The organism is Gracilinema caldarium, from assembly GCF_029265695.1.
In the GTDB taxonomy this organism is placed as follows: Bacteria; Spirochaetota; Spirochaetia; order Treponematales; family Breznakiellaceae; genus Gracilinema; species Gracilinema caldarium_A.
Map to the genome: position 1 here is coordinate 48,710 of NZ_JAJUHW010000014.1, position 18,122 is coordinate 66,831.

The 18,122-nt window shown below is 47.9% G+C and carries 17 protein-coding genes; 12 read left to right on the forward strand and 5 right to left on the reverse strand.

Translation table 11 applies throughout. From position 1 onward, the window contains the following. Positions 1 to 9: 9 nt before the first annotated feature. The 10 genes from Q7P68_RS06585 (at position 10) to Q7P68_RS06630 (ending at position 11,262) form a co-directional block, all read left to right on the forward strand. Complete coding sequence (locus Q7P68_RS06585) at positions 10 to 2,283, forward strand: ATP-binding protein (RefSeq protein WP_304224284.1); 2,274 nt, start codon at positions 10 to 12, stop codon at positions 2,281 to 2,283. Beyond that, on the forward strand, positions 2,280 to 3,683 hold the full coding sequence (locus Q7P68_RS06590; protein WP_304224286.1) for a sigma-54-dependent transcriptional regulator: 1,404 nt from the start codon (positions 2,280 to 2,282) through the stop codon (positions 3,681 to 3,683). Before Q7P68_RS06585 ends, Q7P68_RS06590 begins: the two co-directional genes overlap by 4 nt. Before the next feature lie 282 nt (positions 3,684 to 3,965). Next, complete coding sequence (locus Q7P68_RS06595) at positions 3,966 to 4,193, forward strand: sulfurtransferase TusA family protein (RefSeq protein WP_304224288.1); 228 nt, start codon at positions 3,966 to 3,968, stop codon at positions 4,191 to 4,193. A 10-nt stretch (positions 4,194 to 4,203) separates the two neighbouring features. Beyond that, entirely contained in the window at positions 4,204 to 4,728 is a 525-nt protein-coding gene (locus Q7P68_RS06600) for a YeeE/YedE thiosulfate transporter family protein (RefSeq protein WP_304224290.1), read from the forward strand. 10 nt (positions 4,729 to 4,738) lie between these two features. Continuing rightward, positions 4,739 to 5,479 carry a YeeE/YedE thiosulfate transporter family protein gene (locus Q7P68_RS06605; RefSeq protein WP_304224292.1) on the forward strand — a complete coding sequence of 247 codons (741 nt, stop codon included), beginning with the start codon at positions 4,739 to 4,741 and terminating at the stop codon, positions 5,477 to 5,479. Positions 5,480 to 5,482: 3 nt separating this feature from the next. Further along, positions 5,483 to 6,721 carry an NAD(P)/FAD-dependent oxidoreductase gene (locus tag Q7P68_RS06610; protein WP_304224294.1) on the forward strand — a complete coding sequence of 413 codons (1,239 nt, stop codon included), beginning with the start codon at positions 5,483 to 5,485 and terminating at the stop codon, positions 6,719 to 6,721. 148 nt (positions 6,722 to 6,869) lie between these two features. Further along, positions 6,870 to 7,646: an Mrp/NBP35 family ATP-binding protein gene (locus Q7P68_RS06615; RefSeq protein ID WP_304224296.1), complete on the forward strand. Its 777-nt coding sequence runs from the start codon at positions 6,870 to 6,872 to the stop codon at positions 7,644 to 7,646. A gap of 31 nt (positions 7,647 to 7,677) precedes the next feature. Beyond that, entirely contained in the window at positions 7,678 to 8,613 is a 936-nt protein-coding gene (locus Q7P68_RS06620; RefSeq protein ID WP_304224298.1) for an LEA/WHy family protein, read from the forward strand. Positions 8,614 to 8,737: 124 nt separating this feature from the next. After that, positions 8,738 to 10,078 (forward strand): GH1 family beta-glucosidase, encoded by a 1,341-nt coding sequence (locus Q7P68_RS06625; RefSeq protein ID WP_304224300.1) that lies wholly within the window; start codon positions 8,738 to 8,740, stop codon positions 10,076 to 10,078. Continuing rightward, positions 10,075 to 11,262, forward strand: a complete 1,188-nt coding sequence (locus Q7P68_RS06630) for an ROK family transcriptional regulator (RefSeq protein WP_304224302.1) — start codon at positions 10,075 to 10,077, stop codon at positions 11,260 to 11,262. Before Q7P68_RS06625 ends, Q7P68_RS06630 begins: the two co-directional genes overlap by 4 nt. 8 nt (positions 11,263 to 11,270) lie before the next feature. On the opposite strand, the gene Q7P68_RS06635 is transcribed toward Q7P68_RS06630, so the two are convergent. The 3 genes from Q7P68_RS06635 to Q7P68_RS06645 are packed head-to-tail and all read right to left on the reverse strand — an operon-like array spanning position 11,271 to position 14,724. After that, positions 11,271 to 12,281, reverse strand: coding sequence for an EF-P lysine aminoacylase GenX (locus tag Q7P68_RS06635; RefSeq protein WP_304224303.1), 1,011 nt, complete (start codon positions 12,279 to 12,281; stop codon positions 11,271 to 11,273). Between the two features lie 9 nt (positions 12,282 to 12,290). After that, positions 12,291 to 13,751 (reverse strand): UDP-N-acetylmuramoyl-L-alanine--D-glutamate ligase, encoded by a 1,461-nt coding sequence (gene murD / locus Q7P68_RS06640; protein ID WP_304224309.1) that lies wholly within the window; start codon positions 13,749 to 13,751, stop codon positions 12,291 to 12,293. Between the two features lie 25 nt (positions 13,752 to 13,776). After that, complete coding sequence (locus tag Q7P68_RS06645) at positions 13,777 to 14,724, reverse strand: hypothetical protein (protein ID WP_304224304.1); 948 nt, start codon at positions 14,722 to 14,724, stop codon at positions 13,777 to 13,779. 115 nt (positions 14,725 to 14,839) lie between these two features. On the opposite strand from Q7P68_RS06645, the gene Q7P68_RS06650 reads away from it, so the two are divergent. Further along, the gene (locus Q7P68_RS06650) at positions 14,840 to 15,334 is read left to right on the forward strand and encodes a DUF2147 domain-containing protein (RefSeq protein WP_304224305.1); all 495 of its coding nucleotides are present in this window, start codon (positions 14,840 to 14,842) and stop codon (positions 15,332 to 15,334) included. An 11-nt stretch (positions 15,335 to 15,345) separates the two neighbouring features. Then, complete coding sequence (locus Q7P68_RS06655) at positions 15,346 to 16,374, forward strand: DUF2804 domain-containing protein (RefSeq protein WP_304224306.1); 1,029 nt, start codon at positions 15,346 to 15,348, stop codon at positions 16,372 to 16,374. A 12-nt stretch (positions 16,375 to 16,386) separates the two neighbouring features. Here Q7P68_RS06655 and Q7P68_RS06660 read toward each other — a convergent pair whose 3' ends face one another. Together Q7P68_RS06660 and Q7P68_RS06665 are read right to left on the reverse strand one after the other, a co-directional pair. Beyond that, on the reverse strand, positions 16,387 to 17,292 hold the full coding sequence (locus Q7P68_RS06660; protein WP_304224307.1) for a diaminopimelate epimerase: 906 nt from the start codon (positions 17,290 to 17,292) through the stop codon (positions 16,387 to 16,389). After that, on the reverse strand, positions 17,289 to 18,122 hold an 834-nt coding region (locus Q7P68_RS06665; RefSeq protein ID WP_304224308.1), incomplete at its 5' end, for a D-alanine--D-alanine ligase family protein. The genes Q7P68_RS06660 and Q7P68_RS06665, both read right to left, overlap by 4 nt.

An 18,122-nucleotide genomic window follows, 5' to 3' on the forward strand; every position in this document is an offset into this window, starting at 1 on the left:
TGTATCGTTATGTATCATATAGGCCGAAGGATTGTACCCCTATCTCTCAAGGTTATTCTCATCATTGTAGGCTCCCAGTTGCTGCTTTATTCGCTTTTTTCTCTATTGGTACTAGAAAGTAGTACCGAAGCTGTTAAGGCTAGCGAATTAGATACATTCCGTCTTTTGGGAGATGCCCTGCACTGGTCAGTCGATGATGAGCTTGCCAGTGCAGAACTTACTTTGAATTATTTGATACAGGATCCTGCCATTGTTGAGCTTTTTGCAGACCGTGACAGAATGGGTCTGTACCAATACCTTAAGCCCAAGTATACAGCTATTCAAGATCGGGTTATACGATTCCATTTTCATTTACCCGATGGCACTTCATTTTTACGGATGCACAATCCAGAAAGTTATGGTGACAATCTTTTAGAATTACGTCCCATGGTCCGTGACGCTATTAATTTACGGCAAAAGGTTCAGGGTATAGAACTTGGACGGGATGGAATTGGGCTGCGTATATTATTGCCGCTGTGGAAATCTGAGCAGTACATTGGATCGATTGAATTCGGTATGGATTTCGGTACTGCCTATGTTCAAAAAATGAAAAAAAAATACGGCGGTGATTATTATATTTTTCTTTTTAACGGGCCGGAAACATATAAAATGTTGGCAGGTACCCAGGATAATCCCCGCTGTTCTACTGCAGACCGTCTGCTCGAAAGTCTCAGGAATGGAAATGCGGAGCTTTCTCTTGATTGTTCCCATGCAAGGGCTGTGGGGCTTTATCCATTCAGGGATTATTCTGGAAAAGTTATTGGTTTTATAAAAGCAGAATTACAGCGTATACCTCTCTCAGATGCCCTTAAGTCTATTCAGGGGCGTTTGTTTATAATTGGTTTAGTTCTTATAGCATCACTAATAGCAGCAAGTCTATATGCCCTGAATAGTTTTTTAATTCCCCTTAGCGAGGTGGTCGCAAAAACACAACTTATATCGGAAAAAATCATTTCAGGTGATGTAAGTTATCGGGGCTCTATTAGCCACGGGGCGGCGGAGTATCAGGAGATTATTAGGGCGGTTAATACAATCATCGATGCACTTCGAGAGCGGGAAAGCCTTCTGCAGGCTATCGTGGAGGGTATTCCGGGTATTGTCTACTATGTTGATGTAAACTGTCGTATCATTTGGGCCAATAAGCTTGCGATGAGCCGCTTCCCTGGGCTTCATAAAGAATATCTTAGAACATACACCACAGGCTTTTTTGAACAGGAACGTCAACTCTTACTTCGTGCATTCAATTCTGGCTCTATTGAAACAATCGATGCTTGTTATGTTGTGCCCTCAGCTTTATCGGGTCAGGAATGCTGGGAGCATGTGGCTGTACCGGTAGCAGATTCGGATGGACATGTTACGCATGTGATTCGGATTTCACAAGACATATCGGATAAGCGTAAGGCCGAGTTAGAATTGAGAGAACTGAATGAAACCTTGGAGCATAGGGTCGAAGAGGAGATAAAGCGGCGGCAGGAAGGCGAACGGATTGCGGAACAGCAGTCCCGGCTTGCTGCCATTGGGGAGCTTGCTACTGGTATGGCCCACGAAATTACCCAACCGCTTAATGCGATTGCTTTTTCTGTGGAAAATATCAAGAATCGTTACTATCAAGGATCCTTGGATGATACCTATCTGGATAAAAAAACCGCTGCCATTGTTTCTGATATTGAGCGGGTTCGTCGGGTCATTGAACATGTTAGGCTCTTTTCTCGGGGAGGCCCATCGGATTATCAGACAAGTTTTTCTGTGAATCGCTGCGTAGAAAACGCCCTGTCTTTAATGGGAACTCAGCTGGCAACCCATGGAATAGATGTGGCTCTCAATTTTGAGCCTAATTTGCCAGATATTCAAGGAAATCCATTCCAGTATGAACAGGTAGTTATCAATCTGTTATCGAATGCCAGGGATGCGGTAGAAGAGCGGCTGTTGAGAGAGTCGGACCACGATTTGTTCGATCCGGCACCTGGACAGATTAGGATTACTACCAAAATGAACGGAAGCTGTCTCATCCTGGAGATTGAAGATAATGGAATCGGTTTACCCCAGGGATTGGAAAAGCGTATATTTGATCCCTTCTTTACAACAAAACCTCTTGGCAAGGGAACAGGACTGGGACTTTCTATTTCCTATGGTATTATCCGTCAGATGGGCGGCAGTATAATCTTTGAAACATTGTCCCTGGGGGGGACCAGGGTTTTGGTAGAAATTCCGTTTCATAAAGATATAGTTGGAGATAATGTATGAAAAACTCAGAATCTATAGCAGTACTTGTATTGGATGATGAAACTCGTTTAGCTGATGAAATAGGTGAATATCTTGAATCTAAGGGTTTTTCTGTGTTTATTGCTGACAGGCCTTCAAAGGCATTTCAGATTCTACATTCAAAGCCAATTCACATTGCCATGGTAGATATAAAGCTCCCAGAATACGATGGGCTAACTTTCTTGCGAAAGCTCCGTGCTGAACAATCGGATACTGAAATTATTATTATGAGCGGTCATGGAGATATGGAAAGCGTGATAGAAGCCCTGAGACTCGGAGCCTTTGATTATCTGCGTAAACCTTTTTCAAGTCTTGAATTGCAGGCTGCCATTAGCCGAATTAGCCGTTTCCTCGAAGTGCAGCAAAGTTACCGTCGTTCATCTCAAAGGTGTATGGAATTACAGGACGAACTTTTTTCGGAAAACGAACTTATTGGTCATTCTTCGATTATGGAACAGATACGGGAAATGATTCAGCGCGCAGCGCAGTTCTCGGATACAGCGGTACTAATACGCGGAGAAAGCGGTACGGGAAAAGAATTAGTGGCCCGGCAAATACACAGGCTGAGCAGTCGTGCCAGCGGATCTTTTGTACCAGTAAATTGTGCTGCCATACCTCGTGATATGTTTGAAAGCGAATTCTTTGGCCATGAGAAAGGGGCTTTCACTGATGCTCAAGTAAAGCGCAATGGGTTATTCCGAACCGCTGATGGAGGGACCCTATTCCTCGATGAAATAGGAGAAATCCCTTTCGAGCTTCAGAGTAAACTTCTGAGGGCTCTTGAAGAAAAGAAAGTCCGGCCCCTAGGTATGGACAAAGAACTTTCTGCGGATGTGCGAATTATCGGTGCTACAAACCGAGATCTTTTGGAAGAGGTGAGGCAAGGCCGTTTCCGTAAGGATCTATATTACCGGATTGCAGTCATGGATATTCATGTACCTCCTCTTCGAGAACGCAGAGAAGACATACCGGATCTAATTGATTATTTTTATAGACAAAGCTGTCTCCGATCGGGGCGTCCATTTCGGTCTCTTAGCGCAAATATCATTGATCAGTTATTACGCTACGATTTCCCTGGCAATATCAGGGAATTAAAAAACCTCGTAGAACGGATAGTTATACTTGGCAGGGAACCACAAGAAAAGGACCTGAATGCCTGGCTAGATCCGGAACACTGTGGGTGTACCAGGGATAGTCAGTCTCAAACTGCAGACCTCTTATCTGGGCTGCCCCCGGTGCTTAATTTGGAAACGATCGAAAAGGCCCTCATTATGCGTGCCATGGAACAAGCCCAGGGAGTACAATCTACTGCAGCCCAATTGCTTGGCATTACCCGTCAAGCTCTGGATCGGCGACTAAAGAAATATCAACTGCGGCCTTAATCAAAATGACTGAATGTTGTCATTGGCTCCAGGGCACGATTTTAAATGTCCGTTTTCGGTCGTCCATTTTCGGGCATTAAGCCTGAAAGCGGACAGCATATAACCCAACTAATAACGTTAATTAATTAATAAGAACGTAGCTTTTATCTCTATTATATTATCTATAAAGAATTATTTTATTTAATTATTTTGGGTGTTGCTGAATATGTTTTGGCACGCTCTTTGCTATTAATAAATAACCGAATTGATTCGGAAACTATTTTTATTAGCAAGGAGCATAGTATGGCAGAACACACACTTGATTGTCTCGGAGAAGCTTGTCCGGTACCTCTTATTAAGACTCAAAAGGCTATGGAAAAAATGGCTGTTGGGGATGTACTTATCGTCAATATTGATCACAGCTGTGCTATGAAAAACGTTCCTGATTGGGCTCGTTCAGTCGGTCATAATGTGGAAATTGAAGAAGTTGCCGAAGGCGAATGGAACATCATTATAGAAAAGGTAAAATAAGGAGTATCCCATGGACGAAAAAAAGAAATACCCGTTCCACGAAAAATATTTTAAAAAAGAGTGGAGCTATACTACCGGTTCTGTTCTGCTAGCAATACTAGCCTTGGCTTTGGTTATTGTAACTGGAGCTTCCTGGGGTGTAACTGGCCCCCTCGGTATGTGGGGTGGAAAGTTGCTGCAGCTTATTGGTATCAATGCTGATGCATGGAAAGGTTACAACGGTAGTCTTGCCAAATATAATTTCTGGATGGATCAACCCTCACTGACCAACCTGGGGATTGTGTTAGGTGCTCTCCTTTCAGTTCTTCTGGCAACTCAATTTAAGATTAAAAAAATAAAGAGCATGAAAAATGTTTGGGCAGCAGTGTTGGGTGGCCTTTTAATGGGTATTGGCGCACGGCTCTCCCTTGGATGTAATATCGGTGCATTCTTTACCGCCTTGCCGGCTTTTTCTCTCCATGGATGGGTGTTCTGGATTTCCATATTTGCCGGCGCAGCGGTAGGTAGTCAGCTGCTTAAAAAATATTTTATGTAGGAGGATGATGATGAGTGATACTAATACTTCCGCTATCCGGCGAACGACAACCCGTGTCAAAGAAACTCCCGAACAGCGAGCCCGTAAGCAAAAAATACAGCTAACTGCTGGAATCATTCTCGTCGTTATTTTGGTGTTGCTAGGTTTGTATATTCAGACGCAGAATCCGAAAGGTGCCTATATTTGGCTTATCGGTCTTGGTTTTGGTTATACACTCCAGCGTTCGCGTTTCTGTTTTACCGCCTCTATGCGTGATCCTGTGTTGACCGGATCTACCGAACTTACAAAAGCGGTCATTATTGCCCTCGCGCTTGCTTCTGTTGGTTATATGGCCTTGCAGATGAAGCTAACCGGTGTGGATCTTAAGAATCTCGGTACCGATGCTCTGAAGGACGCTACCAAACTGCCCGGACATGTGCGGGCTGTCGGTGTGCATACCATTATCGGTGGCTTTATATTCGGAATCGGCGCTGTAATCGCTGGAGGTTGTGCATCGGGTACTTTTATGCGTATGGGCGAAGGCTTTGTACAGCAGTGGATAGCCATAATTTTCTTTATTGCTGGTTCAGTCATTGGTATGGTCATTTTGCCCTATGTCCAGGCTAACCCAATCCTTTATCAGAATAATCCAATCTATTTGCCTCAATTACTTGGCGGATGGGTCCCGGCAATCATAGTTCAGTTTGGACTCTTATTTGTACTGTATGTATTTGCTGACTGGTATGGCAAGAAAAAAGCCGGAGAACTTTAAAATATGGACAAAAAAAAAATAGAACATTATGATGTTGTAGTGATCGGCGGTGGCCCTGCAGGCATGACTGCCGCTCTCTACGCAGGCCGTGCGAGGCTAAAGACTTTGCTTATAGAAAAATCCCTTATCGGCGGTATGGCTACCTATACCAGCGAGATCGAAAATTATCCCGGTTTCCCGGAGCCGATTGATGGGATTGAGCTGATGAAGCTTTTTGATAAACAATTCCGGCGCTTTGGTGTGGATGTAAAACTAACCGACGTTAAGTCCGTGTCAGTGGAATGTAACCAAAAGATCGTATCCACTTTTAGAACCGATTATTATGCCAAGGCGGTCATTATTTCTACGGGAAATAAACCCCGTCTGACTGGTGCAAAGAATGAAGAAAAATTCCTGAATGACAAGGGAATTTCTTTTTGCGCCACCTGTGATGCGGCCCGTAATACGGGAAAACGTATTATGGTCATTGGTTCAGGCGATGCTGCTATAGAAGAGGGCATGTTCCTGACAAAATTTGCACGGGAAGTTATTGTGTCGGTTATCCATGACGAAGGTATTATGGATGCCAATAAGGTCGCCCAAGAAAAGGCCCTTGCAAATCCCAAAATGAAGTTCATGTGGAATACGGTGGTCGATTCGTTCGAAGGGGATGACATGCTTAAACAGGTTGTCCTTAAAAACATTAAGACCGGCGAACTTATTCCTGTGGATGTGGATACCTGTTTCCTGTTTATCGGCTATGTTCCGAATACAAAAATATTCGAAGGCTTTATCGATATGACCCAACGTGGGTATATAAAGACCAACGAAAACATGGAAACCAGCCGAGAAGGCTTTTTCGCTGTAGGGGATTGCCGTGACAAGACCCTGCGCCAGGTTGCTACAGCGGTAGGAGACGGGGCCATTGCGGGCTTTATGGCAGAAAAATACGTTGAGGAATTAGAATACGTTCAGCGAGAAATTTTTGAAGCCAAGGGCCTTATCATGGCATTTGTATATAACGCGGTAGAAGCCCTGGATCGGGAATTTCTTGCTCGGGTAGAACAGGTTCAGCGTGAATACAAGGATCAGGTCCAATTGAGACGTATTGATGTCTATAAGTCTGACCGTATCGCCTGTCGTCTCGATTATACTAAAACACCCTCTATTATTTTTATGAAAGATGGCAAGATATTGGAAAATATAACCGATTTGAGCAATTTGGAAAAAACTATTGCCCAGATGATTACAAAATTTGCTTAAAAGGTTAGGTCCTTTCAAGATTAACCCAGTTTTGAAAGTGTTTTACCTGCTAAGAGTTTCTTTGTTCTCGATAACCCCCAAATGATTGATGTTTGGGGGTTTTTCTTTGCCTTGACAAAAATGGTCATATGCTCATAATTAATGCATTATGAGCGCAGCTATAGAGAAATTTTCCAAAATGGGAATTAAGCACCTTATTGGTGTGGTAAGCGGAAAAGGCGGGGTTGGAAAATCGACCACCAGCGTACTTCTAGCCCAGGCTTTAGCAGCACGGGGCTACAAGACGGGCCTTTTAGATGCGGATATGACCGGTCCCAGCATACCCCGGCTTTTTGGTCTTGAGGGGCTTAAGGGTGAAAGCGACGGCGAAAAAATCTATCCTCTTGAGTCTGATCAGGGCATCAAGGTTATTTCGGTAAATATGTTCTTACCCGAAGAAGATGAGCCGGTTATTTGGCGAGGACCGCTGCTTTCAGGTGCCCTTAAGCAGTTTTATGAAGAGGTTGCCTGGGGTGAACTCGATTACCTTGTGGTAGATTTTCCCCCTGGAACAAGCGACGTGGTCTTAAGCGGTTTCCAGCAGCTTCCTTTGGACGGTATTGTCGTGGTGGTAACCCCGCAAGACTTTGTGTCCATGATAGTAGCCAAGTCGGTAAAAATGGCCGTAAAAACTGATGTTAAGATCCTCGGTATGGTGGAAAATATGGGGTCCATGATTTGCCCCCATTGTGGCACCGAATTTACCCTCTTTGCCCAGGGCCAGGCACGGGAAGGATTTGACAAGCTACAAATGCCGGTCCTTGCCCGCTTCCCCTGGCGGCAGGAACTTGCCCAGCGGGGATCCCTCATCTGGAGCAAACTCCCAGCTGACCTGCAGGCTGCTGCAGATGCTCTTGTACAGAATGTGGTTATATCATTACAATAAGCTTAATGATCTGTGGTGAACGGGGGGCTTAATGCAAAAGGTGAGAAACCTTTTACTGATGATTCTGGTAGGCAGTGTCTTGTCCTGCGTTTCAGTAAAAAAGATCGAAGCTCCGGTACCGCCACCCCCTGTTCTGGAACCTGTACCGCAGTTTTCTGTGGGGCTTCCCATGCCGGAATCGGGTGGGGAGCTTGCAGTTCTGTTTAAGGTTCCCCTTAAGATTGAAAATCCGGGAAAAGATGCCTATACTCTGCAAAAGCTGGAAGCACAGGCGATTTTGCACCTGGCGGATCAGGACCTAGAACTAAAAACCCAGCTTGTCAGCGCTGAACAAGAACCAGTTCAGGGCACCACGATTAATCCTCACGGGAGTTTTACCTGGTTCCTTGCTGTTTCCGTACCCCTTGAGCAGGTACTTTCCCATTTTACTGAGCCTGCTTCGGCTTCTTCTCATCCAGATGGAGCTAATAATGCGTCTAAAGTGTTCGATGTTTCTGCCATGGCGATGCTCTTCGATCCGCGGGGCAAGGTTTTGAACCTGGAAACCAAGACAGCAATACCCATGCCCCAGATCTTTTGGCCAGTGGTCAGGGTGCTGAGCATCGCAGTTAAGCGGGCTGAGCTTATCAATACGAGGCTTAAGGTTCGGCTTCTTATAGAAAACCACAATAATTTTCCCCTGACTCTATCCCGTTTTTCCTATGAGCTCTATGGAAACGGTCGTTTCTGGGCTGACGGCAGTTTTGCTGACCTCTTTACCGTCCAGGGTAACGAAAGTCTCGAGAAAGATATTTACCTCCTAATGAATTTCATCAATATGAAACGGGATTTGCTGGACCAGGTTATTGCACTAAAATCGGTGCAATATCGTTTCCATGGGGACCTGCGGATAGAAAGCCCCCTCCTGTACTTGCCCGCCTTCCCTTATGCTTTTGACAGGCAGGGTAGCTCTCCAGTTATTGAATAAGTTTAAGCAGTCCTGATGTTTCGCTTCTTGACAGCCTCTTGACAGATATTAGTTGAAAAATTACAATCAAAGTAAAGCCTTGCACAAGGTATTAACGACAACAAATACGAGGGAGGCACAGGGGATGCCGAAATTTGATTTTCCTGAGGATTTTATATGGGGAACCGCAACTGCCAGTTTCCAGGTGGAAGGGGCTGCCTATGAGGATGGCCGAGGCGAAAGCATTTGGGACCGGTTTTGCAGAATGCCGGGCAAGGTTTTTGCAGGCGATAACGGGGATGTGGCTTGTGACCAGTACCATCGGTATCCAGAAGATATTAAATTGATGAAAGAAGCGGGAATCCAGGCTTACCGTTTTTCTATAGCCTGGCCCAGAATCTACCCTGAAGGTACCGGCCAAGTGAATCCGAAGGGCCTTGCCTATTACCGAGCTTTGGCAACCGCCCTCCGGGATGCGGGCATAGAACCGGTGGCGACCCTGTACCATTGGGACCTGCCCCAGGCGCTGCAGGAGCGGGGGGGCTGGGAAAGCCGAGAGATTGCCTTTGCCTTTGAACAGTATGCAAAAACCTGCTTTGCTGAGCTCGGAGATCTTATTCATACCTGGATTACCCTGAATGAACCTTGGTGTTCCGCTTACTTAGGTTATGCCATGGGTCACCATGCACCGGGGCTTACGGATATAAACGCAGCGGTACGGGCAGTCCATCACCTTAATCTTGCTCATGGCCTTGCGGTTCGAGCCTTCCGGGCTTCAGGCAAGAAGGGGCGCATCGGCATTACCTGGAATATTATGATTCCCCGGCCTGCAACCAGGCAGGAACAGGATGTACGGGCCGCCGAATACTGCATCGATCGGGATACCCGCATGTTTACCGGACCGGTGTGCGGCCATGGTTATCCCCGGGCATTTCTAGCGAGTATGGGCCTCTCAGTGCCTGAAGAGCCGGGCGATATGGAGATAATATCCCAAAAAATCGATTTTGCGGGTCTTAATTATTACAGCGAGAGCGCGGTCGCCTGGGATGTGAGCAAAGAGGACCATGTCCGCTGGGTTCCAACCTGGCAGGAAAAGACTGATATGGGCTGGCCTATTGTTCCCCAGGGGTTTAAGCGTTATCTCCGTTGGCTCACCGCGGAGACCGGAGGTATCCCCATCTATGTAACCGAAAACGGCTGTGCCCAAAAGGACGAAGTCGTCATCGATGAAACGGGGCTCCAGCGGGTCCATGATACGGGGCGTATCGCTTACCTCAGGTCTCATTTCCTTGCTATGAAAGAAGCGCTGGATGAAGGGATTCCGCTCAAGGGCTATTTCCTCTGGTCCCTTTTGGACAATTTTGAATGGGCCCATGGCTACTCTAAGCGGTTTGGTATTATCTATATGAATTATGAGACCTTGCAACGAATTCCTAAAGACAGTTACTATTACTACAGGGATGTTATTGCAGGGTATGGTGAATGATAGAAGGCAAAAATGAATGGTACGGTTCCCGGATTCTTTCGCTGCTTTATAAGAGTCCCGGCATAAGCCGATCGGACTTGGCAGACCTCTTAGGCTTGGATCGGGGAACTGTAAGCCGCATTGTACAGTATCTTGTTTCAAGCGGACTTGTTGTGGAAGGGGAAGAAATTCTGGAAAGCTCGGATCAGGCGGGCCGTAAGAAGATCGCCCTCTATTTATCCGATTATTCTGGCTATTCTATCGGTCTTGAAGTACAGTTTGAATTTATCAAATACGGTGCGCTGAGCCCCCTGGGCACTGAACTCTTTTCCGGTATTTTTTACCGGTCTACCAAAGGGAACCTGGTAGAAGATATTGAATATGCGGTTCGTCTAGTAAGAGAAAAATTTCCTCAAAAGAAGCTGTTTGGCGTAGGTATCGCTTTAAGCGGTCTGGTTGACCCGATCCGGGGCGTTTTGTTATTCAGTCTTTCTTTAGGGGCCCGAGAGCATCCTCTGGCGCTCGGAGCGGAATTGGAAAGGCGCTTGGGTGTGCCGGTCTTCCTTGACAACGACGCAAAGTGCTGCTGTTACGATGTACTGTCCCGTTCATCCACAAATCGCTATGCAGAACCTGGAATGCCGCTCGTTTCTGAATCGGGGAATTTTATTTATACCTTCTGTGAGTTTATTGACAATCCTGAAGATACAGAGAAGTACGAACGGATCGGAATAGGGACCGCAGTGGTCTTGCAGGAGAAGATTTTTTACGGTAGCCGCTTTGCTGCCGGCGAGTTCCGTAACCTGTATGCGGATCCTAATCTTCCCGGTCAATTTGGCCGCTATTCCTGCGATTATTTTCTGTCCATGAAAACTGACCCGGAGCGGCGGGCCCTCTTTATCCATGACCTCGCCGGCAGCATGGCCTATATTGCCAATTTCATGGATATTCAGCTCCTTTATATGGGGGGCGGCATTGAACGGTACGGCGAAGAATTACAGGCAGCCTTTGACCGGGCGGTAGAAAGCACCTGGCTTTATCAGGAATATCTTCCCCGGCATATTCAAATCCAATTTGATCCCTCGGACGAAAAACCTGCGGTCCGCGGGGCCGCCGCTATGGTGCACCGGCATATTTTCCTGGGGCCTATCCACGAGGGACAAAAGCGGACCGGACTTGCTTATCTGGAATCTCTGCTGGATTGAGGCTAAATTTATTGGCCGGTCATGGGAAAGGGAAGCACACTGTCTATGGTGGAGCGGCCGACAATGGCCATAACGAGCCGATCCAGTCCCATGGCTACCCCTGAACAGGCTGGGAAACTCCGTATTTTGCCATCCCGGTCCCGGCGAGGTTCGAATACCCGCCAGTATTGTTCATCAATTTGATGAGAAACCAGGGCCTTCTTTTGTTTTTCTTCCCCTTCTGCCGCAAAATATCGGCGGACCTCTCCGCTGTCGGTTTCTTCAGTATAACAATTGGCGAGCTCTATGCCCCGTACATATAGTTCCCATCGTTCTTTGGCTAGACTGCCTGTACAATTTTTTGCAAGGCAGGGCACAAAAGACGGGTAATCCATAAGCGCCACAGGTTTGTCCCGGGGCAGGTTTGGTTCCACCGTATGGACAAAAATAAGGTTATAAAGATCCCCTAGGTCCATAAAGTCCGCAACCGGCAAACCAAGCCGTAGGGCCTCTGCTGCGAGAGCTTCCCGGCTCTGGCGTGCGACCGTGTAGAGCGAAAAGCCTGCCCAGCGCTGAAAGGCTTCTTCCATGCACATCTGTACAAAGGGGGGCTGCACATCCGCTGGAGCATCAGGGGGCAACACAGACCGGAAGAGATCCTCCGTAATGGCAACCGAATCCTTATAGGTGGCTCCTATGGTGTAGTATTCAAGCATGGTAAATTCGGGGCTGTGGAGCCTGCCGGTCGATTCGCCGTTTCGGAAGCATTTGCTTATCTGATATATGCTTGTTCGATGCTGGGCTATAAGCTGTTTCATCCATAGTTCCGGAGACGGAACCAGATAGTACTCTTTGCGCCGCTCTCTTCCTGCGCTGTCCGGGGGTAGCAAGTATTCGGTTTTAAATACCTCAAGACATGTTTCCGGGATCAGGTGCGGCGCAAGAATGGGGGTATCTACTTCGAGATAATTACGGCTTTCAAAAAAGGAGCGGATGGCCTTGAAAATACGGCTCCGCTCACGAAGCAGTTCTATATCCATCGGTTTGCTCTATGCTAAGCGGCGGATTGCCTCTTTCCATTTTCTGCCCCGGTCAAACTCATTCAGGAACATACCGAAGGAAGCACATCCCGGGCTCAGTACAACCTTATCTCCCGGTTGGGCTTTCCCGATGGCAGCCAAGACTGCCCGATCCAGGTTGTCAAAGGGGCCGAGATAGGAAATGCCCCGGGCATCCAATAGCTGCTTGAGCTTCTCTGTACCGGTGCCTGCCAGGAGTATCACCTGTTTTGTTTTTCTGCAGGCCTCTGCCAGGGGGGTAAAATCCAGGTTTTTATCGGTTCCGCCGGTAACCAATATGGGTCTTTGGTCAAAGGCCTGTACTGCCGCTGCGGCAGCTTCCGGTATGGTGGCTGCCGTATCATTGTAAAAGCGTATTCCCCGATTTTCATAAAAAAACTCGAGCCGGTGTTCTATGCCGGGGAAGCTGCCCAGGGCTTCTCGTACGAGTTCCGGCGGTATTCCCAAATCTAGGAGCCCCAAAGCACAGGCAAGCAGGTTTTGCTTTTGGTGTATGCCGGGCACAAGTGGTGCTTCCGGAACAACCTTGGCGATAGAACCGTCAGCAAGCCGGGCGAAGCAGGGTCCTTGGGAGCCATCTATCCATCCATCTAATTCTGCTTTAGGTTCTCCGCGGTGCCCTTCTCGGCGATCCTGTGCCTCCTGGCCTGAGAGCCAGGTCTGATAGATTCGCGGCCGGCCCTTAGTTTCGGCGGCAAAGCTGCGTCCCCAGCTGTCACTGCCGGTAACAGTCACATCAGAGCTATCCTGACCCTGGTAAAGCACCCGTTTATCCGCCACATAGGCTTCCATGGTCCCATACCGGTCCAGGTGATCCGGCAGTATGGTGGTGAGAATGGCAACCTGCGGTTTAAGCAGGGCCCGTTCTGCTGCCTGAGAACCGTTTGTCCCTGCCGGTATGAGTTTCCTTCCCCTTAAATCCCCAAGCTGCCAGCTTGAAAGTTCAAGAACCACATCATCTTCTGGCCGCAGCTGGTCTAAAAAGGTGAGGGGGGATACGGTAATATTGCCGCCCAGATAGGCTCGGCCAGGGAGCAGAGGCTTCTCATGGCTAGCTGTGGTGTTTCGCAATGAGGAAAGAGCCCAGTGGAGGGCGCTCGCGGTGCTCGATTTTCCCTTGGATCCCGTTACTGCGCAAAGCCGGGCGGGATTCTCCTGTAAAAAGATGGAAATATCCGTTTCTATCCGCTTGGCCGCAGCCAGAAACGGCGAATCGGGTTTTACCGCGGGGTTTTTAACCACCACGTCGGCGTTCTTAAAATCTGACATTTCATGTTTGCCCAATACGAACCTAATGGGGAGATCTCCCAGGGCTTCAATACTGGGACGCAAGACCGTCTCGTCCCGCAGGTCTGTAACAGTAACCTGGGCACCATGGCTGGCAAGATAGCGGGCGGCCTCAAGCCCGCCGCCATTAAGGCCGAGCCCCATAACAACAACGCGGCTTCCTGAAAATTTAGAACTCAATCCTAAACTCCTTCTGTTCCTGCCGGTTAAGATAGGCTGTAACCGTCAGGTTCGTCCAGAGCTTTTTAAAGTTCCCGTTCACTTTTTGCCGCAATTCTTGGAAAAGGGGAATGTTTTCGGAGAACGTGCTGGTCTTGAGGGTTTGCTGGATTTTTCCAAGATGGGGTTCCAGAAATTGCAGGGCTCCCTCAAGGTAGGGCAAGAGCTGCCGCCGCCGATCGGGAGTCGGTCCAAGGATAGACATGCAGATGGTTTTGTATTTGCAGGTGAAGGGATAATAGGGATAGATCCGCTGCCCTTCGGCTATGAAGAGCTTGGTAAAAAATTTAGTTAGTTCCGTGTCTATCCAGATACCGCGGACCAAGTATCCTTTGCCTGTTTCCCCGATCCATGTATTGGAAATGGTCTGGTGTATTTTAAATGACACAATTTTACCCATTTCGGTGAGTACTGCCTCGAGGGGTATGCAGTCACTCTCTAAATAGAGCCGGTTAGTTCGATACACGGCGGTAAAGTCGTTGCTGCCCCGTTCAAGCAGTTCATGTTCGAGCGGGCGGTATTGCAGGTTAATCCTGAGAAGAAAAAGAAAGTACCGTTCGCCGATTTTGTAAATTCGGTAAAAGCAGGGTTTCTGTATTTCTGCAGGGTCAAAGAAATACGTTAGGTCTGAAAAAAAGTCTGGAACCAGGGGCAGCATGGAGTCTATAAAGTCATGCAGCGCATTGGAATAATCAGTCCGGGGAACCGCTTCCCGTACATCATGATGAATGGGGAAGCGGGGCACCACAAAGGGTTCAGGGACTTCCAAAAAGTACTCTTCACTTTGGTTAAAATGATGGGTGTACGGTTTTTCCAATGAACGATGGGGCGTCTGCAACTTTTGGTTAATAATACGGTCCGAAAACCCAGGCCGTATCTCGTTTAATAGCTGTTCCATTGTTTGTTCATTTAATGATACTACGGGAATGAGGTTATTTCAAACAAATAAAACATTGCAGGCTCTAGTTCTTCATAGTATAATGACCGCACGTTCATTATGAGGAGGATTTTGAATGAAAAAGGCTCTTTTGTTAGTTTCAGCATTGCTCGTCCTTTCCAGCATGGCCCTCTTTGCGGCTGATCCTGTAGAAGGTCTCTGGAAAAGCGTGGATGAGCAGGGAGTAGCAACCGCTTTCTGGAAAATTTATGAAAAAAACGGGGTGCTTTTCGGTGAAATTGTTAAGATTGTCGGCAAAAGCGATGATACGATAGCAACTGCAGCAAAACCGAGCTATAAAAACTTCCCTATCCCTGGCGAAGTCAATAAAATGAAGGTTGTGGGAACTCCCTGGATTTACGGCCTTAAGAAAAAAGCTCCTGGCCAGTGGGAAGGGGGCAATATAATTGATCCTGGCAAAGGAGATATTTATAACTGCAAAATTACCTTCCGGCCAGCGGACGGTAAAAAGTATAAAACCGACATACTCGAAATGCGGGGCGAAATAGGCCTGGGTATTGGGCGCAGCCAATTCTGGCAGCGGGCTACTGAAGCGGAAATTAAGTCCTAATATCCCGATTAATGGAAACACAGGAACTGGAAGGCGAACGGCTGCTGTTCAACGAAAAGGGAGTACAGTCCCTGAGCGGCTGGGCTCCTTTTCCGCTTTGGAAATATTCACGGTCAGCGATTCGAGGCTCCTTTACACGGATAGTAGAAGCTGACCGTTATTTTTTGTTTTCCGACATGGCGGTTTTAGTGTTTGAAATCGCTAATATAGGCCGCATGATTTATGCATCGGTTCAAATTTCCAATATGGTACAAGGCGCTACCTTCTATGATGCCTATCGGATCAATACCCCCATTGGCATGGTCGATTTGCCTCCATCCTCTGTTTCTGGTACGGTAAAAATAAAACAAAGAAACTGCTCCATCGATTTTTCGGTCATGGAAAAGGGAAGCCGCCTCATTAAGGTCGATCTGCCAACCTTCTATGGAGGCACAGGGCTTCGCGGCGTGGTCGTGCTTACTCCCCATGAAAACAAAGACGTTATTGCAACGGTGCATCCCTGGCGCAAGGATCGGAGGACCTTTCGTTATAACCTGCGTAACCCCGCATATAGGGCAGAAGGAGTGATGCAATTCGGCACAGAGGAAATTCTGTTTACCAAGGACAATGGTTGGGGAGCCCTGGATTGGAACCGGGGGTATTATCCCCATGGTCAAGTGCATTACCTTGCGATCGCCAGCGGTTATAGCGGAGGGAAACAGATTGGCTGCTGTATAGGGTATGGCATGGAAGACAACAGCCGAGGCAGTGAAAATGCCTTTTTTCTCAATGGCCGGCTCTATAAACTAGGACAAGTTACCTTTCGAATTAGCCCCCGGGATTGGCTTGCTCCCTGGTATTTTTCTAGCGATGATAAACGGCTTTCCATGGAGTTCCAGCCTGTGATTGAGCACCGGATTAAACACAGCCTTATTTTCCAGTCCATAAAGGAACGAAGAGTCTTTGGTTATGTGTCAGGTACCTTTGTGGAAGATGCAGGCAATGCTTTTACGTTTCATAATGTGCCGGCCTATACGGAACGTCAAAAACTAAAGCTGTAGATTTACTCCCCGCTATAGATCGAAATTTCCATCGAACACATATTCTGCTTTGCCGACAACCTGAATGCCCAGGTTCCGGTCTGGGTTTACCCAGAAACGCCCCCGGTCGATCAGAGTGCTGGGCCCTGATGTTTGGCTTGTAGTGGGAGTTGCTGGAAAACTAGCATAGCTCACCGCGCCGCCCCTGCCGCGCCATTCGGCTACTATGGCCCCTTCGAGGCCCGGGATGCCCGAGTCTGAAACAAAACCCTGAAAACCCGCAGCCAGAACCGCAGCCACCGCGCTTTCCATGCGGTCTGTCCGTTCTGGTCCCACATAGCGGATAATATCCTTGGTATGCTGCCTGAGCACGAGGGGAATATCATTTGTTTTTTCCATGGCAAGCAGGGCCTGCCGTACCCGCTTGGCCCCAGGGCCGCCCGGAACCGCACCAGCTACCAGGTAGGATGTCTGCATGCTGATTCGGTATGCCCAGGCAGATCTGCCGTCTACAATTAGGGTGAGCGGTTGGACCGCCGGATAGGGAAGGGGAAGGAGGAAACTACGGGAATCGATAGCGGTAAGTTCGTAGGTCCTTTCAGAAATGGTGTTTTCGATGACGAGTGTACCCGCATTGCTCCGCCCCGTATCCATAGCGAGCCGGGCGATACAGAGAAGCGCATCGGGGCTCAGAGGAAGCTCTCTCCCATCGCTTGCAAAAAGCCGGCCTATTAAGGTTGGCTTTAAACCTGGTTGTTTCTTTTCGGAGATCATGAAAATGCAGCCATCACCGCCAACCCCACAACGGCGGTCTAGGATGAGCTCCGCAACCTCTCTATGAGCAGGCTTATAATCTGTCCTTTCAGATACCAAATTATCCTGGTCTATCAGGATAAAATCATGGCCTGCCACATGGAGTTTAAGAAAAGGAATGGTCATGGGCGATTTCCGTTTGTACTTCCATTTGTGTAGGAATAGCTTCTGGAATTTCGCTGGGCATGACGTTCCACCGCAAGCTGTATCAGCTTGTCTAAGAGGTCTGGATAAGAAAGGCCCGAGGCTTCGCACATTTTTGGAAACATGCTGATGGTGGTAAAGCCTGGCATAGTGTTTACCTCGTTGAGCAGTATTTCCCTCGTATCCTTGCGGACAAAAAAGTCGATACGGGAAAGCCCTGACAGTTCTGCTGCCCGGTATGCTTTTATAGCAATTTCCCTAATAGTTCTGAATTCAGCCTCGGTAAGATCTGCGGGAATAAGCAGGGCTGCCCCATCAGGATCGATATATTTAGCCTCGTAATCATAAAATTCATGGGTTGGGATAATTTCACCAGGGGTGTATGCTTCGGGCCGTTCGTTGCCGGTCACGGAACATTCCACTTCCCGGGCGGGTATAAAAGGTTCTATAAGGACCTTGTCGTCCCAGAGAAGAGCATCGGCTACGGCGCGTTCTAAACTCATCCGGTCCGGGGCTTTGGATGCCCCCACAGATGAACCAGCACAGGAGGGCTTAACAAAAAGAGGATATTGAAAATCCCGTTCTGCCCGTTCTATGAGCTGTTTCCGTTTTTCCAAAGATGCCCAATCCTGTTTTCGAACCGTAATAAAGGGCACCACCGGAAGTCCTGCGTGCATCCAGAGTATTTTTGCAACATCCTTGTCCATGCCAATGGCGCTTCCCAGTACGCCGGCTCCCACATAGGGCAGGTTTACCATCTCAAAGAGGCCCTGGATAGTCCCGTCTTCGCCAAAGGTGCCGTGAAGTACCGG